The organism is Hymenobacter actinosclerus, assembly GCF_900111515.1.
In the GTDB taxonomy this organism is placed as follows: Bacteria; Bacteroidota; Bacteroidia; order Cytophagales; family Hymenobacteraceae; genus Hymenobacter; species Hymenobacter actinosclerus.
The window spans coordinates 1,009,665-1,031,364 of the sequence record NZ_FOHS01000002.1 but is presented as its reverse complement, the minus strand read 5'-3'; the positions used below and the strand labels follow the sequence as shown (position 1 = coordinate 1,031,364).

The window sequence follows — 21,700 nt, the reverse complement described above, 5'->3', positions numbered from 1 at the left end:
ACCAACGACGACGACGCAGATGGCCGAACTCATAAAAATGCCCAAGATGAGCGACACGATGACCGAAGGGGTTATTGCGGCGTGGCTCAAAAAAGTAGGCGACAAAGTAAAATCCGGCGACGTGCTGGCCGAGGTGGAAACCGACAAGGCCACCATGGAGCTCGAAAACTACGAGGACGGCACGCTGCTCTACGTCGGCCCCAAGGAAGGCGAGGCGGTAGTGGTGAACGGCCTGCTGGCCATTGTGGGCAAGGAAGGCGAGGACATTGCGGCCCTGCTGAAGGACGCCCAGGCCGAAACCGCCCAGCTCGCCGCCGGCGAAACCGCCGAAGCTCCGGCTGCTCCGGCCGCTGAAGCTTCCGCCCCGGCCGAAGCCCCCAAGGCGGCTCCGGCCGCTGCTGCCGAGGCTCCGGCGGCCCCCAAGGCCGAGCCCGCCAAACCGGCCGCTCCGGCCGGCAACGGCAAAAAGGCCACGGTTATCCGGATGCCCAAGATGAGCGACACCATGACTGAAGGCACCATTGCTGCCTGGCTGAAAAAGGTGGGCGACAAGGTGAAATCGGGTGATATTCTGGCCGAAGTGGAAACCGACAAGGCGACCATGGAGCTCGACAACTACGAGGACGGCACGCTGCTCTACATCGGCCCCAAAGAAGGCGAGGCCGTGCCCGTGGATGGCGTACTAGCCATTATCGGTGAAGAAGGAGCCGACGTACAGGCCCTGCTCGGCGGCCAGGACGCCGCCGCCGGCGCCTCGCCTGCCGACGAAGCCGCCACCGAGCGCTCGGAAACCGAAAACGCGGAGCGCCCCGCTGAGATTCAGGCCGAGGCCAAAGCCACGGGCCAGACCAGCGCCAGTACCAGCCAGGCGGCTCCGGCGGCCAATGGCGGCCGCATCTTCGCCTCACCGCTGGCCAAAAGCATTGCCAAGGATAAAGGCATCGATCTGCACACCATCAAGGGCTCGGGCGAGAACGGCCGCATCGTGTCGCGCGACCTGGAGGACGTTTCGGCCTCGGCCGCTCCGGCCCCCGCTGCTGCCCCCGCTGCTACGGCTCCGGCTGCCGCGGCTCCACAGTCGGAGTACATTAAGGCGGCCCTGCCCGAGCAGGCCGCCCCGAAAGCGGCGCCAGCTGCCGCGCCGGCTGCCCAACCCGCCGATGGCACCTACACCGATACGCCGGTGTCGCAGATGCGCAAAGTTATTGCCCGTCGCCTCTCCGAAAGCCTGTTCACGGCCCCGCATTTCTATCTGACGATGGAAATCCTGATGGACCGGGCCATGGAAGTGCGCACCCAGCTCAACGAGCTTTCGCCCGTCAAGCTCAGCTTCAACGACCTCGTCATCAAAGCCTCGGCCCTGGCCCTGCGTCAGCATCCGGCCGTGAACTCCTCGTGGCTGGGCGACAAAATCCGCCAGAACCACGTCATCAACATCGGCGTGGCCGTGGCCGTGGATGAGGGCCTGCTGGTGCCGGTGGTGCGCAACGCCGACGGCAAGGGCATGTCGCAGATTGCCACCGAAGTGAAGGAGTTGGCCGGCAAGGCCAAGAGCAAGAAGCTACAGCCCGCCGAGTGGGAGGGCAATACCTTCACCATCTCCAACCTGGGCATGTTCGGCATCGACGAGTTCACGGCCATCATCAACTCGCCGGATGCCTGCATCCTGGCCGTGGGCGGCATCAAGCAGACCGCCGTGGTGAAGAACGGCGAGCTGGCCATCGGCAACATCATGAAAGTAACGCTGAGCTGCGACCACCGCGTAGTCGACGGCGCCACCGGCGCGGCCTTCCTGCAAACGCTCAAAAGCCTGCTCGAAGACCCGTTGCGCATGCTGATTTAATCAAGGGGGCTTAGGGACTTGGGGACTTGGGGTCTTGGTTGTCGGGCAACGACGCCGAGGGGCCAGGTCCCCAACTGTTTATAGCGTCACCACTAATCTTTGCAATGCCGATTCCAGACTTTCAAGCACTTCTTCTGCCAGTTTTGACCCTGGCAAGTGATAATGCTGAACATACTATTGCCGGGTCGGCCAATCACTTAGCTGACACCTTGCAGTTAAGCGAAGCTGACCGCGAAGCTGTATATGAAAGCGGGAGCGGCTTGATATTCCGTGACCGGATAAGCTGGGCTCGCTCATACCTGAAGATGGCCGGCCTGCTCGAAAGTACCAGGCGCGGCTACCTGCGAATTACACCGCGAGGTCAGCAGCTGCTAAGCGAAGCCCCCACTGCAATAAATCTGGCCCTTCTACGCCAGCGCTACCCTGATTTTCGGGAAAAATTAGAGGAAAATAGCCGGACAAGTGTGGCTAAATCATCTGCTATTGCTCCGGCGGCTCAAGTTTCAGATGCTTCTCCGCGTGATGTATTAAACACCGCTTTTCAGCAGTGGGATAATGCCCTGAAGCAGGATTTGCTGGAAAGAATGCAGCAACTGCCCTGGCAGGCATTTGAGCGTCTGGTGGTTGATTTGCTGGTTCGCATGGGCTATGGCGGTTCTTTTGCCGAAGCAGGCGAAGCTTTCCAGCGCGGAAGTGATGGTGGGCTTGATGGGGTAATTAAGGCAGACCGTTTGGGGTTTGATAAACTGTACGTGCAGGCAAAACGCTGGCAAAATGGCAGCACAGTGGGCCGGCCCGATGTACAGGCCTTCGTTGGTGCTCTTCTTGATAAAGGCTCAACGAAAGGCGCGTTTATCACAACGGCTAAGTTTTCTGCCGAAGCAAGAGGCTACAAGCCCGCCAATATCAATCTCGTGCTGATTGACGGGCAGGAGCTTGCTCAGTTGATGATAGATTACAGTGTAGGAGTTAGTACCGAAACTACCATCCTGCTTAAAAGACTCGACAACGATTACTTCGACCAAGAACTATGAGAATCCGCTCCACTACCGTCCTCGGCATCCGCCACAACGGCCAGGTGGCCCTCGGTGCCGATGGCCAGGCCACTATGGACAAGCACGTGGCTAAAAGCAACGTGCGCAAGGTGCGTAAGCTGCACGACGGCAAAGTAGTCACCGGCTTTGCCGGCTCTACGGCCGATGCCTTTATGCTGCTCGACAAGTTTGAGGAGAAGCTTTCGGGCTACAACGGCCAACTGCGCCGCGCCGCTATCGAGCTGGCCAAGGAGTGGCGCAAAGACCAGTACCTGCGCAAGCTCGAAGCTATGATGATAGTCTGCGACAAGGACGAGCTGCTCATCATCGCCGGCACCGGCGACGTGCTGGAACCCGACAACGATGTGGCCGCCATCGGCTCGGGCTCGATGTACGCCCAGGCCGCCGCGCTGGCCCTGAAAAAGCACGCGCCCCACCTCACGGCCCGTCAAATGGTGGAAGACGCCCTGCATATTGCCGCCGACATCTGCATCTACACCAACCACAACCTCATGATTGAGGAACCGGTATAGCGTAGTTGTTAGTTATTCGTTGTCAGTTGTTAGGCCGTTCTGGTTTAGAAGGAGGGCAACAACAGTCAACATAACTAGCCTCCGCATACCTAACAACTGACAACGAACAACTGACAACCTCAACAATGCAAATCACCAACTTCCTCAAGCACCACTACCGCCACTTCAACGCCGCTGCGCTTATCGATGCGGCCGAGGGCTACAACAAGCACCTGGCCGATGGCGGTAAGATGATGATTACCCTGGCCGGGGCCATGAGCACCGCCGAAATGGGCATTCAGCTGGCCGAACTCATCCGCCAGGACAAAGTGCAGATTATCAGCTGCACCGGCGCCAACCTCGAAGAAGACATCTTCAACCTGGTGGCCCACGATTTCTACGAGCGCGTGCCCAACTACCGCGACCTGACGCCCGCCGACGAGCAGGCCCTGCTGGAGCGCCACATGAACCGCGTAACCGATACCTGCATTCCCGAAGAGGAGGCCATGCGCCGCCTGGAGCACTCGGTGCTCAAGTTCTGGGAGAAGGCCGACAAGGCCGGCGAGCAGTATTTCCCTCACGAGTTCTTCTACCAGATTCTGCTGAGCGGCGAACTGGAGCAGTACTACCAGATTGACCCCAAGCACTCCTGGATGCTGGCCGCCGCTGAGAAAAATCTGCCCATCATCTGCCCCGGTTGGGAAGACAGCACGCTGGGTAACATCTTCGCCGGCCACGTCATCACGGGTGATATCAAGAACGTGCACACCGTGCGCACCGGCATCGAGTACATGATTTACCTGGCCGGCTGGTACACCGAGCAGGCCACCGAAGCCAGCCCGGTCGGCTTCTTCCAGATTGGCGGCGGCATTGCCGGCGACTTCCCCATCTGCGTGGTGCCCATGCTGCACCAGGACCTGGGCCGCACCAGCGTGCCGCTGTGGGGCTACTTCTGCCAGATTTCGGACTCGACGACCAGCTACGGCAGCTACTCAGGCGCCGTACCCAACGAGAAAATTACCTGGGGCAAGCTGGGCCAGGACACGCCCAAGTTCATCATCGAGTCGGACGCCACCATTGTGGCGCCGCTGGTATTTGCCATCGTGCTGGGGCAATAATTGCCGCTTAATGCTTAGTAAAGAGCCCGCCACTGGATTCAGCGGCGGGCTCTTTGCGTTAGTGGTAAGCTGGCTGCTATTACTGCGTCCTGGGCGGGGTATCTTGTTGCTGGCTTTGAGCTTGCTGTTGTTTCTCTAGCTGTAAGGCTTTCTTGAAAGTAGACCAGTTGAGAGCAAAAACGAGGGCATAGAGCATAAGAAAAGAAACCACATGGCCCAGAGCGTAAGAGGCAAAGCCGCGCCATAGGCGGCCCAGCCAGTTCATTTTAGTATGGGAAAGCATTCTCCCATACGCCCAAGCGGCGTAGGCGTAGGATAAGGCTCCTAATACAAGATTAGATTTCAGCACTAGTAGGGTGCCAGAAAAAGTGTAGGTAACAGGTAGAAACAGCAGGGCGAAGAAGTTGAGGATAGCCGTTAAAAACGCCGCGATAATCAGACATTCGGCGTAATTAAACCCGCCACGCCGCAGAAATAAGCGGGCGAATAGGGCCATAACCGGTACCATGGCCAGATGGAACCAGCTTATGTACTTGGTGTAAACTGTCAGTATTATCTCCTGCATCTGCCACACGCTGTCAGGAATACCTGGCTCGCGAGGAGCGGCGCTTATGTGCAGCACCGATGTCAAAAGCGCTAGTGTGCTGGTGATGATGAGGAGCAGCGACAGGGGCCGGAAATGGTCGATGCGCTTGCCCGCCAAGTACTCCCGGATGGTGTGGCCGGGCCGGAAAATCATCGTCTTCAACGTGTACAGAATGCCCTTATCGATGTGCCAGATGGAGTGTGGAATGTCGTGCAGCATGTCGGCCATCGTGAGCCGGTGGGTGTGGTGGGCGTCCTGCCCGCACCGCCCGCAAAACCGGTCGGGCACCGTGTGGCCGCAGTTCAGGCAGTGGGCCGAGCCGTGCGTCGTAGCAGCCGGGGTAGGTACAGGCGCCGAACTATGCGCTGGAGGTAGTAACTCAAGCTCCTGAGTACTGTTAACGGTAGGAGTCGGCTGCATAAGAGAAGATTACGGGGTTCAGCTGTAAATCTACTCGAATTGAGGACCCATACAAACAGGCCCGCCACTGAACTTCAGCAGCAGGCCTTTTGCCTATATTCTCGGGGGCGTTGCTGCCGGAGCACAAGCAGGGCGGCGTGGGTTACGGAAGCGGCTCTGGGGCGGTAGAGGAGGTCAGTGCTTCGGCCAACACCTCGGCTTCGCGCTGCAGGCCGGCGAGGCGGGCTTCGAGCAGCAGCCGGGCCGTGGCTCCGCACTTCTCGCGGAGCTGCTTGCGGGCCTCCAGCTCAAAAATGGTCAGCCAATCGGCTTCATCCTCCGGGTTTGCGACGGGGCCGGGGTAAGCCCGCAGGGCTGGCACCGCCGCCAATCGGGCCAAGTATGGGTCGGCCCGACGGTGCAGGATGGTCAGCTGTAACTCCAGGTGCTGCATCTTCGCCCGACACTGGCGCAGACGGTACTCCAGCTCTTTCGCATCCGGTAACGGTTCGGGCAGAGCCAACGGGGCTGGGAAGCTGCCCCCTGCGCCGTCGTACACGAGGCCCTGGACGGCCAGCATTAGGCGCGTCTGCTGCACCCCCATAGCCGTGGTAGTCGATTGATAGCCCCGCTCCGTTAGGGCCAGACTCGACCGGGGCACGCCCAGCCAGTCGGCCATCATTTCCTGCGAAAGCCTAAGGCGCGTGCGATGTGGGAGCGTATCCATGATAGAGGATTGGAGTGCGTTAGTGAACCTAAACAATTTGGGCCTAAACAATTTTAAATTGTTTAGGCCCAAATTGTTTAACGAGGAACCAGGGTACGTTAAGTACCAGAGAGGCCGGCGGATTACGCCATTTCTGCCACCCGCACCTCCTTGGGCACGCCCACGGCTTCAAAGGCCTGACCCAAGTCCAACATCAAATCCTGGGGGTCTTCCACGCCGATGCTCAGGCGAATCATTTGGGGGGTGATGCCCATTTCCTTCTGGTCTTCCAGCGTGATGTCGGAGTGGGTCATGGTGCCGGGGTGCTCGGCCAGGCTTTCGGTGCCGCCCAGGCTCACGGCCAGCTTGATGAGCTTGAGGGCGTTGAGGAAGCGGAAGGCTTCGGCCTCGCCACCCTTGATGTCGAACGAAATCATGGAGCCCGGCGAGAGACACTGGCGGCGGTAAATATCCTGCTGCACGGGGTTGCCTTCGAGGTGGGTGAGGTAATGCGTGCGCTCGACCAGCGGGTGCTCGCGCAGCCAGTCGGCAATTACCTGGGCCGATTGGGCGGCGCGTTCCATGCGCAGCTTCAGCGTTTCGAGGCTGCGCATCAGCATCCAGCCGGTGTTGGGGTCGCACATGGTGCCCATGAACGTGCGCATGGCCTTGATTTCCTTCATCAGGGCGTGGCTGCTGAGCGCGGCGCCGGCAATCAAATCGGAGTGGCCGCCCAGAAACTTGGTGGCCGAGTACAGCACCACGTCGGCGCCGTGCTTGAGCGGGTGCTGGAACACGGGCCCTAGGAAGGTGTTATCGACCACGAAGCGCACGGGCTTGTCGGGCGTGCTGTACTGGCGGGCCAGGGCGGAGCAGGCGTCGAGGTCGATGAGGTGGTTGGTAGGGTTGGCGGGCGTCTCGACGTACACCATGGCCAAACGGCCGGGGGCAATAGCGGCGGCCTGGGCCTGCATTTCTTCGGGGCTGGCGCTGGGCCGAAAGCCCACGGCCTCAATGCCGAACTTGCGCAGCACATTTTTCAGGAAGTAATCGGAGCCGCCATACACGGGCTCGGAGTGCAGTACTACATCGCCGGGCTGCAGCAGGGCCAGCAGGGTGGTGCTGATGGCGGCCATGCCCGAGGCGAAGGTGGCGGCCTCCTCGGCTTCGTCCCAGAGGGTGAGGCGGTTTTCGAGGATTTCGAGGCTGGGGTTGTTGAGGCGGGAGTAGATGAGGCCCATTTCCTCATCGGGGCCCTGCTGACGCAATCCGTAGGCCAGCTCGAAGAAGGCCTTGCCCTCCTCGGCATTCTTGAACACGAACGTGGACGTCTGGAAAATCGGGGGCTTGATGGCGCCCTCGCTCCAGGCCGGCGTGTAGCCGTAGCTCATCATCAGGCTCTCGGGGTTCAGGCGCTGGCCGCCAATGTGGGCGTGGTCGGTGGGGTTGGTCATGGGGGGTGAGAAAAGAAGGGTGGGAAGGAATTGTGGGTAGCCCAAAGGTACCGATTCTGTTAACCTTCCCCGAAAACCCATCATTTCCGGCCCCAACCACGTACCTTGGACTACCACCGACCCTCTCCGCTGCGCTATGTCCCTCGACACCTACACCTTCCTCCAGCACACCGCCGACGCCGAAAAAACCATTGTCTACACCCGCGGCGAGGATGAGGACGGCGACGAAATCCTGATTCCCTGCCCTGCCCTGCTCATCGCCCAAACCGAGCACCAGAAGCTCTACATCACCATCGAGTCCCAGCGCCGCTACCTCACCCACACGCTCATCCCAGGCGAGCTGGAGCCCGAAACCGACTTCCTGCGCGACTACGAAGAAGTGGAAGCCCTGCTCGAAGACGCCGGCCTCGACGGCATCCACGACGGCGAACAGGGCATCCTGTACCACAATCTGCTGTTCCTGCTGATGAATCCGTAGGTTAGCTGCCAGCCGGGAGTCCCAGGGCTGAAGCCCTGGGCTAATCAGCGTTTCGGCTGACCCGCTACGTCCCAGGGCTTCAGCCCTGGGACTCCCGGCTAGCAATCGAACAAAGGCAACTCAGCGCCCCTTGAAATCCGCCCGCAGGCCCTCGTAAATCCAGTTGGCGAGGGCCTGGCGGTTGTCGGGGAGCAGGAAGCGGGGCTGGTCGCGGGAGTTGTGGATGTTGCCCAGCTCCATAAATACGGCCGGGGCGTGGCTGGTGCGCACCTCGTAGAGCGAGCTGCGGGGCAGCACGTTGCCCGAGTAGGGGCGGTTGGGCTGGGCGCGGGCGTAGCGGTTGGTGAATACCCGGTGGATGCTGCGGGCCGTGCGCAAACCGGCCGCGCTGTTGGCGTGGTGGTAGAAGAACACGTCGATTTTCTGGCCCTGGCTGCGGCTGTCGACGTGCAGCGACAACAGCCGCTGGTAGGCGCCCTTGTGGCGGGCGTGCAGTTGGTTGGCCTGCGCGATGCGCTGGCGCAGGCGGGCCAGCTGGTTGAGCGGAATGCGCTGGTGCGGATACGTCAGCTCGTCGTAGTCGATTTTGAGAAACTGCTCGTCGCGGATGCCGTCGTTGGGGTCCTGAATCAGCATATACACCGTGGCGCCGTGCTCCATCAGCACCCGGGCCAGGCGCAGGGTTACGTCGTAGGCGTACTCGTCTTCGGCCAGCCGATGCTTGCCGTACTTGCCAACGGCGCCGGGGTCGGGGCCGCCATGGCCGGGCGAAAGGTAGTACACGGCCCCACGCATCGAGCGGTCGAGCACCCGCACCCGGCTGTGTTTGGGGCCGAAGATGGGCGCGTGCAGCACCGAAGCTGAGCTGCTGGCCGAGGCCCGGGCCGGCGCTTTCGGGGCGGCCGCTGCCGACTTGCCGCGGGCCGGCAGGCGGTAGGTGCGGCCCGCCATCAGGCCATTGCCGGCCGTCAGGCGGCCCCGATTCAGGCTTAAAAACTGCAGGAAGTGCCGCGACTCGGCCAGGCCGTTACGGCGGAGCAGGGCGTGGACTCCCTCGCCCGAACGGGCCACGGCCGTGGGGCCGCGCTGGCTGAAACCGGGGATGGTAAAAAGGCAGAACAGGCAGAAGAAAACAACGAAACGCAAAAGCAGCAACTTAACAGACGAAACCAGATCCGGGCCCGGCCGCAAAAACCGGGCAGTAAACCGCCGGCCGGGCACTGGCCCAGCAAACGGATAAAACGGGCGCTCCGCGCCGGACCACCCGCGGGCAGTCCGGCGCGGAGCGCCACGGGTGCTAAAAGGCAACGAAGCCCGCGCCGCTAAAAGCGGAACATTGGCCGGGCCGGGTTCCAGATACCCCACGGAATCATCAGCAGCACAATAACCAGCGCTACCGTGAACCAGATGAAGGCCTTTCTGTGCTTGACGACCGGGTCAACGGCTTTCTTCGAAACGATGCGGCCAACCTGCGCCACGACCACGGCCAGGAGCATGCCTACCAGGTGCTCGACGGCGAAAAAGCGGCTGCCCGCATCTTTCATGACGGCGCTGCCGGCCGTTTCGAAGGCCTTGGCGCCCACCGGGCTGATGAAGTACAGAATCAGGCCCAGCAGCAGCTGCAGGTGCATCGAGCCCACGAACGAAGCGGCCATGCCGTTGTCGGCGCCCAGGTAGGGGCGGCGGTTCTGCCAGCCCGAAAAGGCACGGAAAATGGCAATCAGGCCAAAAATGAGCACCAGCCAGCGCGACCAGGAGTGGATGAGTAGCAGGGTAGGGTACATAGGGCAGGAAAGTTGGTGAAGGGCAAAGGTCGGGGCTGGCGGGCAGTTTTGCACGCCCGGGGTTAATTGGCGGGCGGGTGCCGGCAAATAAACTGCCGACCAGCTAGTTGCAGCCCGGAAGCGGTTGGTTTTCGGCGTCGAACAACGATGGGGCTGGGTCGTGCTTATGGCCCTCGAAGGGCAGAATTTTCTCGGCTGTAAACTTTTCGTCCTCCTGGCGCAAAATGGCCAGGTTGCTGATGGTCAGCTTTAAATCGAAGGTTTGCTGATTGAGGTACTGCATCACCGGACCCAGCAGCTCGGGCGTGGTGTCGTGCAGGGCCAGCGAAATATGGGGCAGCCAGCAGTCGGGCCCGCTGAACTTATCGGTGCGCAAACACAGCGGCGCGGTGGCCTGCCGGATGCGGTGATGGAGCTGATTGAGGGCATCGGAGCGCAGCACCGGAATGTAGATAACCGGGTTGGGGCCCGGAAAAATGCCCAGTCCGGTGGTGTGGGCCACGAAGGGCTTGGTGTTGCGGGCCACGCCGCGCAGCACCTGCCGCAGGGCCGCGCCCTTGCGCACGCCCGCCAGCTGGTAGGTGATGTGCGGGTCGGGGGTAGCCTGCACGTCATCAAGGCCGAACTCGGTTTCCAGGCTGCGGATAATGGAGTTGATGCGGTCGGCGTTCTGCGGGTTGAGCAGCGAGGTTATGGCGAGCATCGGCGAAGCAGGTAAGAACACGGCCAGTCGGGGGCAAAGCGGGCCCCCAATACTACGGAGAACTGCCGACAGTCGGGTGGCCGCCGGGGTGTGCATGGCCCTGTGGGCTTAGGCAGACAACAAGTGCAGCGGCGCGGGGTTCAGGAAAAGTGAGTCGCATAATCTTTCCTAACTCGACCCTCGTAAGTTGGGCCGTGTCTGCCATTGCTGCCCCGTCTCCGTTGCCGCCAAGGCTCCCGCCCCGCGCCGCCCCTGGGGCCGGTGGCTGCTGGCCGGGCTATTGGGGCTGGGGCTGGCAGCCTGGCTGGGCGCCACCTTTCTGCTCGACCCCTGGCTGCGCCGTACCCTCGAAGAAAAGGTGAGCACAGCCAGCCACGGCCATTATCGGCTGCGGGTAGGCCAGCTGCATACCAGCCTGTGGCAGCGCGGGGTTGAGCTGCGGGCCGTGCATCTTACTACCACCGGCGCGGCCGGGCCCACCGACTCGCTGCCGGCCGCCGAGTTGGCGCTGGGCAAGCTTCGGCTGCGCGGGCTGGGCCTGTGGGCGCTGTTGCGGGGCCGGGAGGTGCCAGTAGATAGCATACGGCTCGATTCGCTGGCCGTAGTGCTGGGCCCGCTGCCAGCCGGAGACGGTTCGGACAAACCACTTTATGCCCGCCTGCCCGGCGCGGGCCTGCGGCTGGGCTACCTCACGGTGCGCCACCTGCACGGCCGCTGCGGACCCGCCACCCAGCCCCAAATCAACCTGGCCCACGCCGACCTGACGGCGCGCGACCTGCGCCTGAGTGCTGATGGCACGTCCGATTCGGCCCGGGTGGGCGGGGCGGCGACCGTGGCAGGCCGGGCCCAGGGGCTGGCCGTTCGGGTGCCCGGCCATGCGGTGCATCTGCGCCGCCTGCGCTTCTCCACCAAAGCCCGCCAGCTGGTGCTCGATTCGCTGGTGGTGAATCCGGCGCAGCCCATTGGCCCGCAACGCAGCGCGGCCCTGCGCCTGCGCCTGACGCTGCCCCAGCTCACGCTCACCGGCCTCGATGCGGCGGCCCTGAGCCGGGGCCGCTTCCGGGCCGATTCGCTGGGGCTGCGCCGGCCCGAGGTGGCCTGCACGCTGCCTGCTACGCCCCCGCCGCCGCTGCACGAGCTGCTGGCGCCCTACCTAAGCGAGTGTCGGCTAAGCACGATTTGGGTGGGCGGGGGCCAGTTACGGGTAGCCGGATTGCCCCAGGCACCCACCATAACCCAGGTGCAACTGGCCGGCCACCACCTGCAGGTGCTGCCCCGCACCCCGGTGCCCCGCATCTACTACGCCGGCCACTGGCAGCTGCGCACCGGTCCGGCCACGCTTAGCCTCGATGCCCCCTACTACCACCTGAGCTGGAGCCAGCTGCAAGCCGACACGCGCCGGCAGCAGCTGACGCTGCGCCGGGTACTGGTGCTGCCCACTATGTCGGTGGTGGCGCTGGCCCGGCGCAAAGGGCACCAGGCGGCTCACCTCACGGTAAAGGTGCCCGAGCTGCGCCTGGCGGGCCTCGATTTCGGGGCGGCGGCCAACCAACAGGAGCTTCGGGCCACTAGCCTGACCGTTAGCGGGCCCCGCGTGAGCACCCAGAGCGACGGCCGGTTTGCTCAGAACCCCAACCTATCGCACGTGACGCCCGAGGCCTTCCGAAAAGTACCGTTCCGGTTTGCCATGGAGCGGCTGCGGGTAGTGGGGGCCACTATTACGAGCCGATACCGTGCCCCCCGCGAGGCCCGCCCCGGCATTATTCAGATTACCGATTTTGCGGGCACCCTGCACAATGTGAGCAACGACCCGGCCCGGATGAGTGCCCGCCGCCCGCTGACGGGCACGGCCAGCGCCCTTTTGCAGGGGCAGTGCCGGATGCGGGTGCAGCTACGGGCCAACATGCTCGACCCGGCCGGCCGCCACACCATCAGTGGCACGTTCGGGCCGGCCTCGCTTTCCCTGCTCAATTCCATGACCATCCCTACCCGCGGCATCCGTTTCCGGCGCGGCCGGATTCAGCACATCAGCTTCCGGATGCAGCTCGATCAGCAGGCGGCCCGCGGGACCATGCAGGCCCGCTACGCCGACCTCAAGCTTCAGCGCCTCAACCGCCAGAACAAGCCCGGCCTGCTGCACCGCCTGGAAACCACGGTTATCAACGGCCTTTTTATTCGCGACAACAACCCCCGTAAACCTGGGCAGCCACTGCAACCCGGTAACATGCACTCGGGGCGTGAGCGGCGCTACTCGGTGTTTACTCTTTGGCGCCAGGGCCTCGTTAGTGGGCTGCTCAATAGTGCCGGCGTGCCCGCGCCGCTGGCCAAAAAGCTGAGCGAGTCAGATTAACCCGTCGTTTTTCGCGCTTTGTGCCCAGTGTCTGCCCGCCTTCTCAGCACCCTTTTCATGCGGATGCTAGGCGTTGGTTTGGTCCTGCCTGCGCCTTACCGGGTAACAGGCGTAATATGTAGATGGGGAAGCTTTTTTCTGCTCCGAAGATCCCGTTAATCCGACTGCCCGACTTATCTTGACGGCATAAAGCCGCTCCCTTATGAACCGTCGAATCTTCCTGCGTCAAGGCTCGCTCACTGGCCTGAGTTTATCCGTTTTCTCGCTGGCGGGCTGCTCCTCGCCCTCGGCCGAGCAGCAGCCCGCCGAAGCAGCTGCGGCCGCCGCCAACCCCGAAACGGCGCCCGAAGCGGCCGATTTTGCGCTCCTTGAACTCACGCTGGCCGAGCTACAGGCCAAGATGACGCACGGCGAAATGACCTCGCGCGGCATCACCGAGCTTTACCTCAACCGCATCCAGTCGCTGGACAAGCAGGGGCCCCGGCTGAACGCGGTGCTGCTCACCAACCCCGCCGCCCTCGACCTGGCCCACGCCCTCGATCAGGAGCGCAAGGAGGGCAAAATCCGTGGCCCACTGCACGGCATTCCCATCCTGCTCAAAGACAACATCGATACTGCCGACCAGCAGCCCACTACGGCTGGCTCGCTGGCCCTGGCTGGCCACAAGGCGAAGCAGGACGCCTTTATTGTGCAGAAGCTGCGGGCGGCCGGAGCCGTGGTGCTGGGCAAAACCAACCTCAGCGAGTGGGCCAACTTCCGCTCCACGCGCTCCACCAGCGGCTGGAGCAGCGTGGGCGGCCAGACCAAGAATCCCTACATCCTCGACCGCACGCCCAGCGGCTCGTCGGCCGGTTCGGGCGCTGCGGCTTCGGCCAGCTTCTGCGCCGCCGCCATCGGCACCGAAACCGACGGCTCCATCGTGTCGCCGGCCTCGTGCAGCGGGCTGGTGGGCGTGAAACCCACGGTGGGCCTCTGGAGCCGCACCGGCATCATCCCCATCTCGGCCACCCAGGACACGGCTGGCCCCATGACGCGCACCGTGCACGACGCGGCCCTGCTGCTGGGCCCGCTCGCCGGCCCCGACCCCCGCGACCCGGCCACGAAAGCCGGCACCGGCAAAGCGGCCCCCGACTACACCACCTTCCTGAAAACCGATGCCCTGAAAGGCCAGCGCCTGGGCGTGGAAAAAGGCCACCTCACGGGTTCGTCGGAGGCCGTGCCGCTGCTGTTGGCAGCCCTGGAGGTACTCAAGGCGCAGGGCGCTACCATTGTAGAGGTGGAAGTGGAGAAGCTGACGGACCCGCTCGGACAGGCCGAGTACGACGTGCTGCTTTATGAATTCAAGGACGGCGTAAACCAATACCTGGCCACCGCCAACGCGGGGGTAAAAACCCTGGCTGACGTTATCAAATTTAACACCGAGCACAAGGACAAGGCCATGCCTTTCTTCCAGCAGGAAATTCTGGAAGCCTCCCAGAAGCTCGGCGACCTGAAAACGCCCGCCTACCTGGCCGCCCTGAAAAAGTCGCAGGGTGGGGCCCGTGCCGCCCTCGACGGCGTGCTGCAGAAGAACCGCCTGGCCGCCATCGTGGCCATCACCAACGCCCCCGCCCGCTGCATCGACCTGATTAACGGCGACTCGGGCGGCGGCCCCGGCTTCTCGTCGCCGGCCGCCATGGCCGGCTACCCGCACGTAACGGTACCGATGGGCCAGGCCCACGGCCTGCCGGTGGGCCTGTCGTTCGTGGGCGCGCCCTGGCAGGAGGGCCCGCTGCTGGGTTTCGCCTACGCCTACGAGCAGGTCTCGAAGAAGCGCGCCGCCCCGCAGTTTAAGGGGCCGTTCGTAGGGTAGGGGAGCCTCCTAACTAGCGCGTATGGATACTAAGCCAAGGATGCTCTTGCGGCTATCAAATGGTTATGCTGCCCTTGTCGAAGCACAACCTCCCTTTTCGTTAAGCGCCCACACCTGCTAGCATGCACCCGGCCTGACCGTTTGGTTGGTCTGGGCTGAGCGGTGCGCTATTAGTGGGCTAAGACGGATGAAAACGAGGCTGGGAAGGAACCCAGCAAAACCTATAAGGTGGCCTGCCGGCAAACCCGTACCTTTGCGGCTTCATAGCTCCTCCGCATAGATAGTAGATGATTTCCATTTCCGACCTCGATTTCCATTTCGGCTCCCGTACGCTCTACGACAAGGCCAGCCTGCACATCAAGCCCAAGGATAAAATTGGCCTGATTGGGCTCAACGGCAAGGGCAAGTCCACGCTGCTTCGCATTCTGGTGGGCGAGTACAAGCCCGATGGCGGCTCCATCTCGATGAGCAAGGACGTGAGCCTGGGCTTTCTAAACCAGGATTTGCTTAGCTACGACTCGCACGAGTCCATCCTGAATGTGGCCATGCAGGCCTTCGGCGAGGCGCTCGATATTCAGAAGAAGATTGACGAAATCCTGCTGGAGTTCGAAACCAACTACTCCGACGAGCTGGTAGAGAAGCTGGCCGACGCCCAGGAGCGGTTCGAGCGGCTGGGCGGCTACACCATGCAAGCCCGCACCGAGGAAATCCTGGAGGGCCTGGGCTTCACGACCGAGGAGCTGCAGCGTCCCCTGAAGCTGTTTTCGGGCGGCTGGCGGATGCGGGTGATGCTGGCCAAAATCCTGCTCCAGCAACCCTCGTTGCTGCTGCTCGACGAACCCACCAACCACCTGGACCTGCCCTCCATCAAGTGGATTGAGAACTACCTGGCCGGCTACGAGGGCGCGGTGATTATCGTGAGCCACGACCGCGAGTTCCTCGACCGCACCACCAATACTACCGTGGAGGTGGCCGGTGGCAAGCTGGTGCCCTACGCCGGCAACTACAGCTACTACCTCGAAGAGAAGGAGGAGCGCAACGCCATCCAGAAGGGTGCCTTCGAGAACCAGCAGGCCCAGATAAAGCAGGCCGAGCGGTTTATCGAGCGTTTCAAGGCCAAGGCCAGCAAGGCCAAGCAGGCCCAGAGCCGCGTAAAAGCCCTCGACAAGCTGGAGCGCGTGGAAGACGTAGCCTCGGCCGATGCCCGGGTGAACATGAAGTTCAACTTCACGGTGCAGCCCGGCCGCCATATTCTGCGGATGGAGCACGTGGGCAAGAAGTACGGCGAGAAAATCATCTTCCGCGACACCAACGTGCACATCGAGCGGGGCGACAAAATCGCGCTTATCGGGGCCAACGGCAAGGGCAAGTCCACGCTCATGCGGCTGGTAGCGGGCCAGGAGGCGCCCACCAACGGCAACCACCAGCTGGGCCACAACGTCATCATGTCGTTCTACGCCCAGCACCAGCTCGAAAGCCTGCGCATCGAAAACGAGATTTTGCAGGAGATGATTGAGGCCGGCTCGAAGCGCAACGAAATGGAGCTGCGCTCGGTGCTGGGCTCGTTCCTGTTCTCGGGCGAGGAGGTCTACAAGAAAATCAAGGTGCTCTCAGGCGGCGAGAAAAGCCGCGTGGCGCTGGCCAAAACCCTGATTTCGGAGGCCAACTTCCTGCTGCTCGACGAACCGACCAACCACCTCGACATGCAGTCGGTCAACATCCTGATTCAGGCGCTGGAGCAGTACGAGGGCACCTACATCGTCATCAGCCACGACCGGTTTTTCGTGGAGAATGTGGCCAATAAAATCTGGTTTATCGAGGACTACCAGCTCAAGGAGTACCCCGGCACCTACGCCGAGTACGAGCAGTGGCAGGAAGACCGCGAGCGAGACGCCAAGAAAGCCGGCCTGCCCAGCCCCTCGGCCAACAAGCCCCTGCCCAAAGAGGAGCCCAAAGCCGACCACACGCCCGCCAAAACCCCCTCGCCCGACCAGAAAAAGGCCCTGAAGGAACTGGCCGAAGTGGAGAAGAAAATCGACGAGCGCGAGAAGGAGCTGGCCGAATACGAGAAGCAGCTGGCCGACCCCAAGATCTACGACAACGCCGCCCAGCTCAAGGACGCCACGCTCAAATTCGAGCAGGTGAAAAAAGAGCTGGCCCAGCTCAACGACCGTTGGGAAATGCTGGCCGAAATGTAAACGGATTATTTATCGGTGCAAAAAGCCCCGCCCGAAGCTACGTGCTTCGAGCGGGGCTTTTTTTTGTTAATAATTAGTTAAATACGAATGTCGGACAACTGCTTTACGCAACGGCAACGAGACTCGGATTAATTCTCGAATACGGTTTTTCCGTCCTTTTTCAGGGTGTATTTATCGCCCTTGCCGCTTAGCTCATACTGGTCGTTTTTATACCAGATGCCGGACGCGGATTTTTCTTCGGTTAAGTCAATTTGCTCGCCGCCGTTCAGGTACGCTTTCGCGGTTCCGTCGGTGTTATTGAAAGTCATATTCAGGACAGCGCCTTTTGCATCCTTGGCTTCTATGTCAACTTTTTCGTCCTCGTGTTCGAAAATAAGCTGGCCATTCTTTTTAAGCTGGATGTCGTTGCCTTTGCCCCTCAGCTCATACTGGTCGTTCTTGTACCATATCCCGGAGGCAGGCTTTTCGCTGACAAGCTCGGCGGTTTCTCCTTTGAACTGTATCGTTGCAGTGCCTTTGGTATTATCAAAAGACATATCCAGTTTATTACCTTCCTTGTCGGTCAGCGAGTTGCCGACAATATTGTCAGACGAGGTGGCTGTTGTCTCGGTTGTGGTGGTAGCCGTGGCAGTCGTAGTTTCGGGCGAGGATTGGTTGCAGCCGACTGCCAGAAATGAAGCTGCCAGCATGATAGTTAGGAGAGTCGTTTTCATTTTCAGAATTTAGATGATTTTTGTTGGTTTTATTGCAGACTTTGTTGGTTATGCCGCGAATTTTTGCCTGATACAGCGTTATTGGAAAAGCTACTGAGCGGTGGTTTTTCGCAGCTGCCTCAGGCCGACGCTTCGGGAAACAAGCCAGTTCAGAAAGCTTACTCCGAAGAGCAATTACGAGGCCAAAGGCCCTCGCATGCTAACTCCGGAGCCGCACTATGGGGCTGGTTTTGGCTGAGGCGGGGTGGGTTGGCGGGGCCAGGGCACGTGCTCACCGTAGTGCACGATATTCTCAATCATGCCCTTGAAAATGATGGAGTGGAAGGGCACCATGGCGTACCAGTAGAGCCGGCCGGCCAGGCCGTGGGGGCGGAAGGCGGCCAGCTGTTCGAGCATGTGCACGTCGTCGTTGAGGGGGTCGGGCAGGATGCGGAATTGCAGCCAGGCCTCGCCGGGCAGCTTCATTTCGGCGTAGAGCAGCAGGCGGCCGTTGGCGCGGTCGGCCACCAGCACGCGCCAGAAGTCGAGCGGGTCGCCGGCGCGCAGGTCGGTGGGCGAGCGGCGGCCCCGGCGCAGGCCCACGCCGCCGGCCAGCTTGTCGAGCAGCCCCCGGATGCGCCAGAGCCAGTCGACCTTATACCAGCCCCGCTCGCCGCCAATGCTCCACACGTTCTGGATTACCTGCTCGGGCGGGCGCATGAAGCATACCGTCTGCCGGTCGCGGAACAGGCCGAACTGGGGCATCTGGATGTGGTCCATGAACTGCTTTTCCATCACGCCGCTGCTCAGCGCGTCGCTCCAGCTGCTCACCACCTCGTTCTGCTCGATGCGCTGGAAGGCCAGCCGCACGGCCGCGTCGTAGCTCATGCACGCGTGGGGCACCACGGCGGCAATGCTGCGGGCGGGGTCGGCCACGGTGTCGTTGCGCAGGCTTTCGACCAGGCTCTGGGCCAGCGAAAAGGTGGTGCTCGTAACCAGGTACAGCCACCACGACGAGAGCCGGGGCGTGAGCACGGGCACCGTGAGGATGTAGCGCCGCAGCCCGCGCGCCTCGGCCAGCCCCAGCAGCATCTGGCGGTAGGTGAGCACGTCGGGCCCGCCGATATCAAACGAGCAGCCCAGGCAATCGGGGTTGTCGAGTACCTGCGTGAGGTAGAACATGACGTCGCGGATGCCGATGGGCTGACAGCGCGAGTTCAGCCAGCGGGGCGTTATCATCACGGGTAGCTTCTCCACCAAATCCCGGATAATCTCGAAGGAGGCCGAGCCCGAGCCGATAATAATGCTGGCCCGCAGCACCGTCAGCTGGGCGGTTTCTACCCGGCGGAGCACTTTTTCCACGGCTTTGCGGGAGCGTAGGTGCACGCTCAGGGCCCGGTCGTTGGCAATGCCCGACAGGTAGATGACCTGCCGGCAGGCGCTGCGGTTGAGGTAGCGGGCAAAGCGCCGGGCCGACTGCTGCTCCAGCCGGAAAAAATCCTTGTCGTGCCCGCTCATGGAGTGTACCAGGTAATAGGCCACGTCGATATCAAGCGGCAAGTCGGCCAGCGAATCGGGCCGGAGCAGGTCGCCCTCGGCCACCGTGATGCCGGCGCGCAGCCGCTCGGGAAACTCGAAGCGCCGGGCGTCGCGCACCAGGCAGGTAACGTGGTGGCCGGCCTCGACGAGCAGCGGCAGCAGGCGTTGGCCGATGTAGCCGGTGGCCCCGGTGAGCAGGATGTGCATTGCGTTGAGCTGTTAGCGGAAAGCCAGTAGCTGGGGGCGTACGTGCCGGCAGCCACAGAGCCGGCCGGCTGGCCGGCTCTGCTTGCAGTTCAACTCCTAATCCGGGACGGAGGTTATCGCTTTTAAAAAGCTAAGAATCAGAAGGCCGCATGAGGGGCCGATAGAAATCCTGCGGCCCGGATACAAAGGCTCCTGGCGGGTGGGACTAAACCAACGGCGGGGCGGCGGCAGCGGCCTACAGAATCGAAAGGCCGCCCTGGCGGGCCATGGCCATTTTGGCCTGGAACAGGTCGCCCATTTTCCGGGCGCGCAGCTTCATTTCGGTAGCATTTTCTCCGGAGTACATACCGTCCACGATTTCGCCGAACAGCGCCAGCCACCGCTCGAAATGCTCCTGGCCGATGGGCAGGTACAGGTGCTTGGCGCCGGGGTTGCCGCGGTAGCCGGCCGACTGCGCCAGCAGGGCGGCCGTCCAGAAGCGCGTCATGGTATCGAGGTGGGTGGGCCAGTGCCCGTCGGGAATACGGGCGGCGAAAACGGGCCCGAGCAGCTCGTCCTGGCGCACCACGGTGTAAAAGGCGTCAATCAGCCGCCGGATATCTTCCTGGTTGGTAATGTCGGATAAGATCGGACTCTGCATGAACGGGGGGAATTAGGATGGCGAAACAGGCCCTGCCGCGGGCCCGGGCTGAGTAGCGGCGGGTAGCGGCGGGTACTGCAAGATTACGGCGGGCGCCGCCTTGCCGGGCATGACGTACATCATAGCCACCAGGTATCTGCCAGAAAGCCGGCCCCTTCGGCAGGCTCGGCGGCAGTCGCCCGGCCCGACCTTTCGGGCTTACCTGAGCAGCGCGTTGATCTGGCTGATGGTTGCCTCCGGATTCGTGCCCAGCCCTTCCTGGTGAAAGCGCGGCACCCCGTTTTGGTCCAGCACGATGATTTTGTTGGCGTGGGAGAAATTGCCGTCCTCGGTCTTTTCGTACGGCACATTCAGCAGCACCGATAGGGTGCGCACGGCCTCATCGGAGCCGTGAAGCAGCACCCAGTTGTTGCCCAGGTTTTTTTCGGTGGCGTACCGTTTCAGCTGCTCGGCTGTGTCGCGGGCCACATCGAAGCTCACCAGCGCGTAGTTGACCTGGCCGGCGGAGGCTGCCAGCTTGGTTTCAATGGCCTTCATGTCGTCGGTGAGGCGGGGGCAGGCGTAGCCGCAGTTGGTGAACACCATGGCCAGCACCGTGGGCTTGCCCGCCAGCTCGGGCAGCAGAAAAGGCTGGCGGTTCTGGGTCTGGAAGGTGTCGGGCAGCTGGTACACGCTTTCCGACGACAGACCGGAAACCGGCTGGGCCGGCGCGGCGGCAACCGACGGGCCGGGGGCCGCTTTGCCGGTTTCTTCCGGAGAAGGGTTGCAGCCGGCCAGCAGCAGAAAAGCGGCGGCCAGCAGAGGAAGTTGTTTCATAGGTAGTTAAATACTTTTGGCGCAGCGGAAGCCCAGGTTCTGGATGCAGAAATTGCCTTTCAGGCTACCCCGGTAGCCGTAGCGCATGAAGCCGGCGTAGTCGGTTTTGTCTTTCACGTTCACGGCGCCGGCGGCACAAAAGGCCTGCACCTCGTCGGTGGTGTTGCCCCGGGAGTCGGTGGAGCCCACGAAGCTGTTGAAGTCGAAGGTCCACTCCCAAATCAGGCCGTGCATGTCGTAGAGGCCGTATTGGTTGACGTAGGTCGACCTGACGGGCGGCAGCACTTTCGGGTTGGGCCGCTTGTACCAGTCGAGGATGTAGTCGGTGAGCGAGTGGAAGCGGATGTGGCGGGGCGTGCCGTTGCCGGCCAGCTCCCACTCGGCCACGGTGGGCAGGCGCTTGCCCTGCCATTTGGCGTAGGCCTGCGCCGCAAACCACGACACGCTGACTACCGGCGCCTGGAGCAGCGGCGCGTTGGCCGGGGCCAGGGTAGTGTCGGTGGCCCAGTGGAGCAGGTAGTTTTTGTCGGCGAACAGCCGGTTTACCCGCGAGCGGCGCCAGGCCGGGTTCTGCTTCACGAACTCAATAAACTCGGCATTCGTCACCGCGTACTCATCGAGCCGGAACGCAGCCACCGGCACGGGTAGGGTAGCGGCGGTACGAAAAAACGGCTCGTATACGCCTTTGGCCACGGTATGCATGGGTTTGGCCCCGGCCCGGCCGGCCTGGGCGAAAGCGCCGGCGGAAGCAGTAAGCAGCAGAATCAGCCATACAAAACGCTTCATGTT

Annotated in this window: 19 protein-coding genes; 8 read left to right on the top strand and 11 right to left on the bottom strand. The window is 62.2% G+C overall.

What is annotated here, in order from left to right; all coding sequences use genetic code 11:
• Positions 1–19 precede the first annotated feature (19 nt).
• From BMY67_RS10715 to BMY67_RS10700, 4 genes are all read left to right on the top strand, one after another.
• Positions 20–1,843, top strand: a complete 1,824-nt coding sequence (locus BMY67_RS10715) for a pyruvate dehydrogenase complex dihydrolipoamide acetyltransferase (RefSeq protein WP_092771260.1) — start codon at positions 20–22, stop codon at positions 1,841–1,843.
• A 104-nt stretch (positions 1,844–1,947) separates the two neighbouring features.
• Complete coding sequence (locus tag BMY67_RS10710) at positions 1,948–2,877, top strand: restriction endonuclease (protein ID WP_092771258.1); 930 nt, start codon at positions 1,948–1,950, stop codon at positions 2,875–2,877.
• Entirely contained in the window at positions 2,874–3,410 is a 537-nt protein-coding gene (hslV, locus tag BMY67_RS10705; protein WP_092771256.1) for an ATP-dependent protease subunit HslV, read from the top strand. Before BMY67_RS10710 ends, hslV begins: the two co-directional genes overlap by 4 nt.
• A 125-nt stretch (positions 3,411–3,535) precedes the next feature.
• Positions 3,536–4,507: a deoxyhypusine synthase family protein gene (locus BMY67_RS10700; protein ID WP_092771254.1), complete on the top strand. Its 972-nt coding sequence runs from the start codon at positions 3,536–3,538 to the stop codon at positions 4,505–4,507.
• A 79-nt stretch (positions 4,508–4,586) separates the two neighbouring features.
• On the opposite strand, the gene BMY67_RS10695 is transcribed toward BMY67_RS10700, so the two are convergent.
• The 3 genes from BMY67_RS10695 to BMY67_RS10685 form a co-directional block, all read right to left on the bottom strand.
• Positions 4,587–5,321: a DUF3667 domain-containing protein gene (locus tag BMY67_RS10695; protein WP_177189785.1), complete on the bottom strand. Its 735-nt coding sequence runs from the start codon at positions 5,319–5,321 to the stop codon at positions 4,587–4,589.
• Between the two features lie 334 nt (positions 5,322–5,655).
• Positions 5,656–6,219 carry a hypothetical protein gene (locus tag BMY67_RS10690; RefSeq protein ID WP_143069781.1) on the bottom strand — a complete coding sequence of 188 codons (564 nt, stop codon included), beginning with the start codon at positions 6,217–6,219 and terminating at the stop codon, positions 5,656–5,658.
• A gap of 122 nt (positions 6,220–6,341) precedes the next feature.
• The gene (locus BMY67_RS10685; RefSeq protein ID WP_092771248.1) at positions 6,342–7,652 is read right to left on the bottom strand and encodes a cystathionine gamma-synthase family protein; all 1,311 of its coding nucleotides are present in this window, start codon (positions 7,650–7,652) and stop codon (positions 6,342–6,344) included.
• A gap of 136 nt (positions 7,653–7,788) precedes the next feature.
• Between BMY67_RS10685 and BMY67_RS10680 the strand changes: the two genes are divergently transcribed.
• Positions 7,789–8,130 (top strand): hypothetical protein, encoded by a 342-nt coding sequence (locus tag BMY67_RS10680; RefSeq protein WP_092771246.1) that lies wholly within the window; start codon positions 7,789–7,791, stop codon positions 8,128–8,130.
• 120 nt (positions 8,131–8,250) lie between these two features.
• Here BMY67_RS10680 and BMY67_RS10675 read toward each other — a convergent pair whose 3' ends face one another.
• The 3 genes from BMY67_RS10675 to BMY67_RS10665 form a co-directional block, all read right to left on the bottom strand.
• The gene (locus BMY67_RS10675) at positions 8,251–9,276 is read right to left on the bottom strand and encodes an N-acetylmuramoyl-L-alanine amidase family protein (protein ID WP_394333359.1); all 1,026 of its coding nucleotides are present in this window, start codon (positions 9,274–9,276) and stop codon (positions 8,251–8,253) included.
• A 176-nt stretch (positions 9,277–9,452) separates the two neighbouring features.
• The gene (locus BMY67_RS10670; RefSeq protein ID WP_092771242.1) at positions 9,453–9,914 is read right to left on the bottom strand and encodes a hypothetical protein; all 462 of its coding nucleotides are present in this window, start codon (positions 9,912–9,914) and stop codon (positions 9,453–9,455) included.
• 103 nt (positions 9,915–10,017) lie between these two features.
• Positions 10,018–10,617 carry a 2'-5' RNA ligase family protein gene (locus BMY67_RS10665; RefSeq protein WP_177189784.1) on the bottom strand — a complete coding sequence of 200 codons (600 nt, stop codon included), beginning with the start codon at positions 10,615–10,617 and terminating at the stop codon, positions 10,018–10,020.
• Positions 10,618–10,804: 187 nt separating this feature from the next.
• On the opposite strand from BMY67_RS10665, the gene BMY67_RS10660 reads away from it, so the two are divergent.
• The 3 genes from BMY67_RS10660 to BMY67_RS10650 all read left to right on the top strand — a co-directional run bounded on the left by BMY67_RS10660 (position 10,805) and on the right by BMY67_RS10650 (position 17,017).
• Positions 10,805–12,967 (top strand): AsmA family protein, encoded by a 2,163-nt coding sequence (locus BMY67_RS10660; protein ID WP_143069780.1) that lies wholly within the window; start codon positions 10,805–10,807, stop codon positions 12,965–12,967.
• A gap of 202 nt (positions 12,968–13,169) precedes the next feature.
• Positions 13,170–14,819, top strand: a complete 1,650-nt coding sequence (locus tag BMY67_RS10655) for an amidase (RefSeq protein ID WP_092771235.1) — start codon at positions 13,170–13,172, stop codon at positions 14,817–14,819.
• Between the two features lie 287 nt (positions 14,820–15,106).
• Complete coding sequence (locus tag BMY67_RS10650; RefSeq protein WP_092771233.1) at positions 15,107–17,017, top strand: ABC-F family ATP-binding cassette domain-containing protein; 1,911 nt, start codon at positions 15,107–15,109, stop codon at positions 17,015–17,017.
• Between the two features lie 128 nt (positions 17,018–17,145).
• Here the strand turns inward: BMY67_RS10650 and BMY67_RS10645 are convergent, their stop codons facing one another.
• The 5 genes from BMY67_RS10645 to BMY67_RS10625 all read right to left on the bottom strand — a co-directional run bounded on the left by BMY67_RS10645 (position 17,146) and on the right by BMY67_RS10625 (position 21,697).
• Positions 17,146–17,730: an MliC family protein gene (locus BMY67_RS10645; RefSeq protein WP_245744996.1), complete on the bottom strand. Its 585-nt coding sequence runs from the start codon at positions 17,728–17,730 to the stop codon at positions 17,146–17,148.
• 216 nt (positions 17,731–17,946) lie between these two features.
• Positions 17,947–19,455, bottom strand: a complete 1,509-nt coding sequence (locus BMY67_RS10640; protein WP_092771231.1) for an SDR family oxidoreductase — start codon at positions 19,453–19,455, stop codon at positions 17,947–17,949.
• Between the two features lie 235 nt (positions 19,456–19,690).
• Positions 19,691–20,095 carry a group III truncated hemoglobin gene (locus tag BMY67_RS10635; protein ID WP_092771229.1) on the bottom strand — a complete coding sequence of 135 codons (405 nt, stop codon included), beginning with the start codon at positions 20,093–20,095 and terminating at the stop codon, positions 19,691–19,693.
• 198 nt (positions 20,096–20,293) lie between these two features.
• Positions 20,294–20,911, bottom strand: coding sequence for an SCO family protein (locus tag BMY67_RS10630; protein WP_092771228.1), 618 nt, complete (start codon positions 20,909–20,911; stop codon positions 20,294–20,296).
• A 6-nt stretch (positions 20,912–20,917) separates the two neighbouring features.
• Positions 20,918–21,697, bottom strand: a complete 780-nt coding sequence (locus BMY67_RS10625; protein ID WP_177189783.1) for a formylglycine-generating enzyme family protein — start codon at positions 21,695–21,697, stop codon at positions 20,918–20,920.
• Between the last annotated feature and the right edge of the window lie 3 nt (positions 21,698–21,700).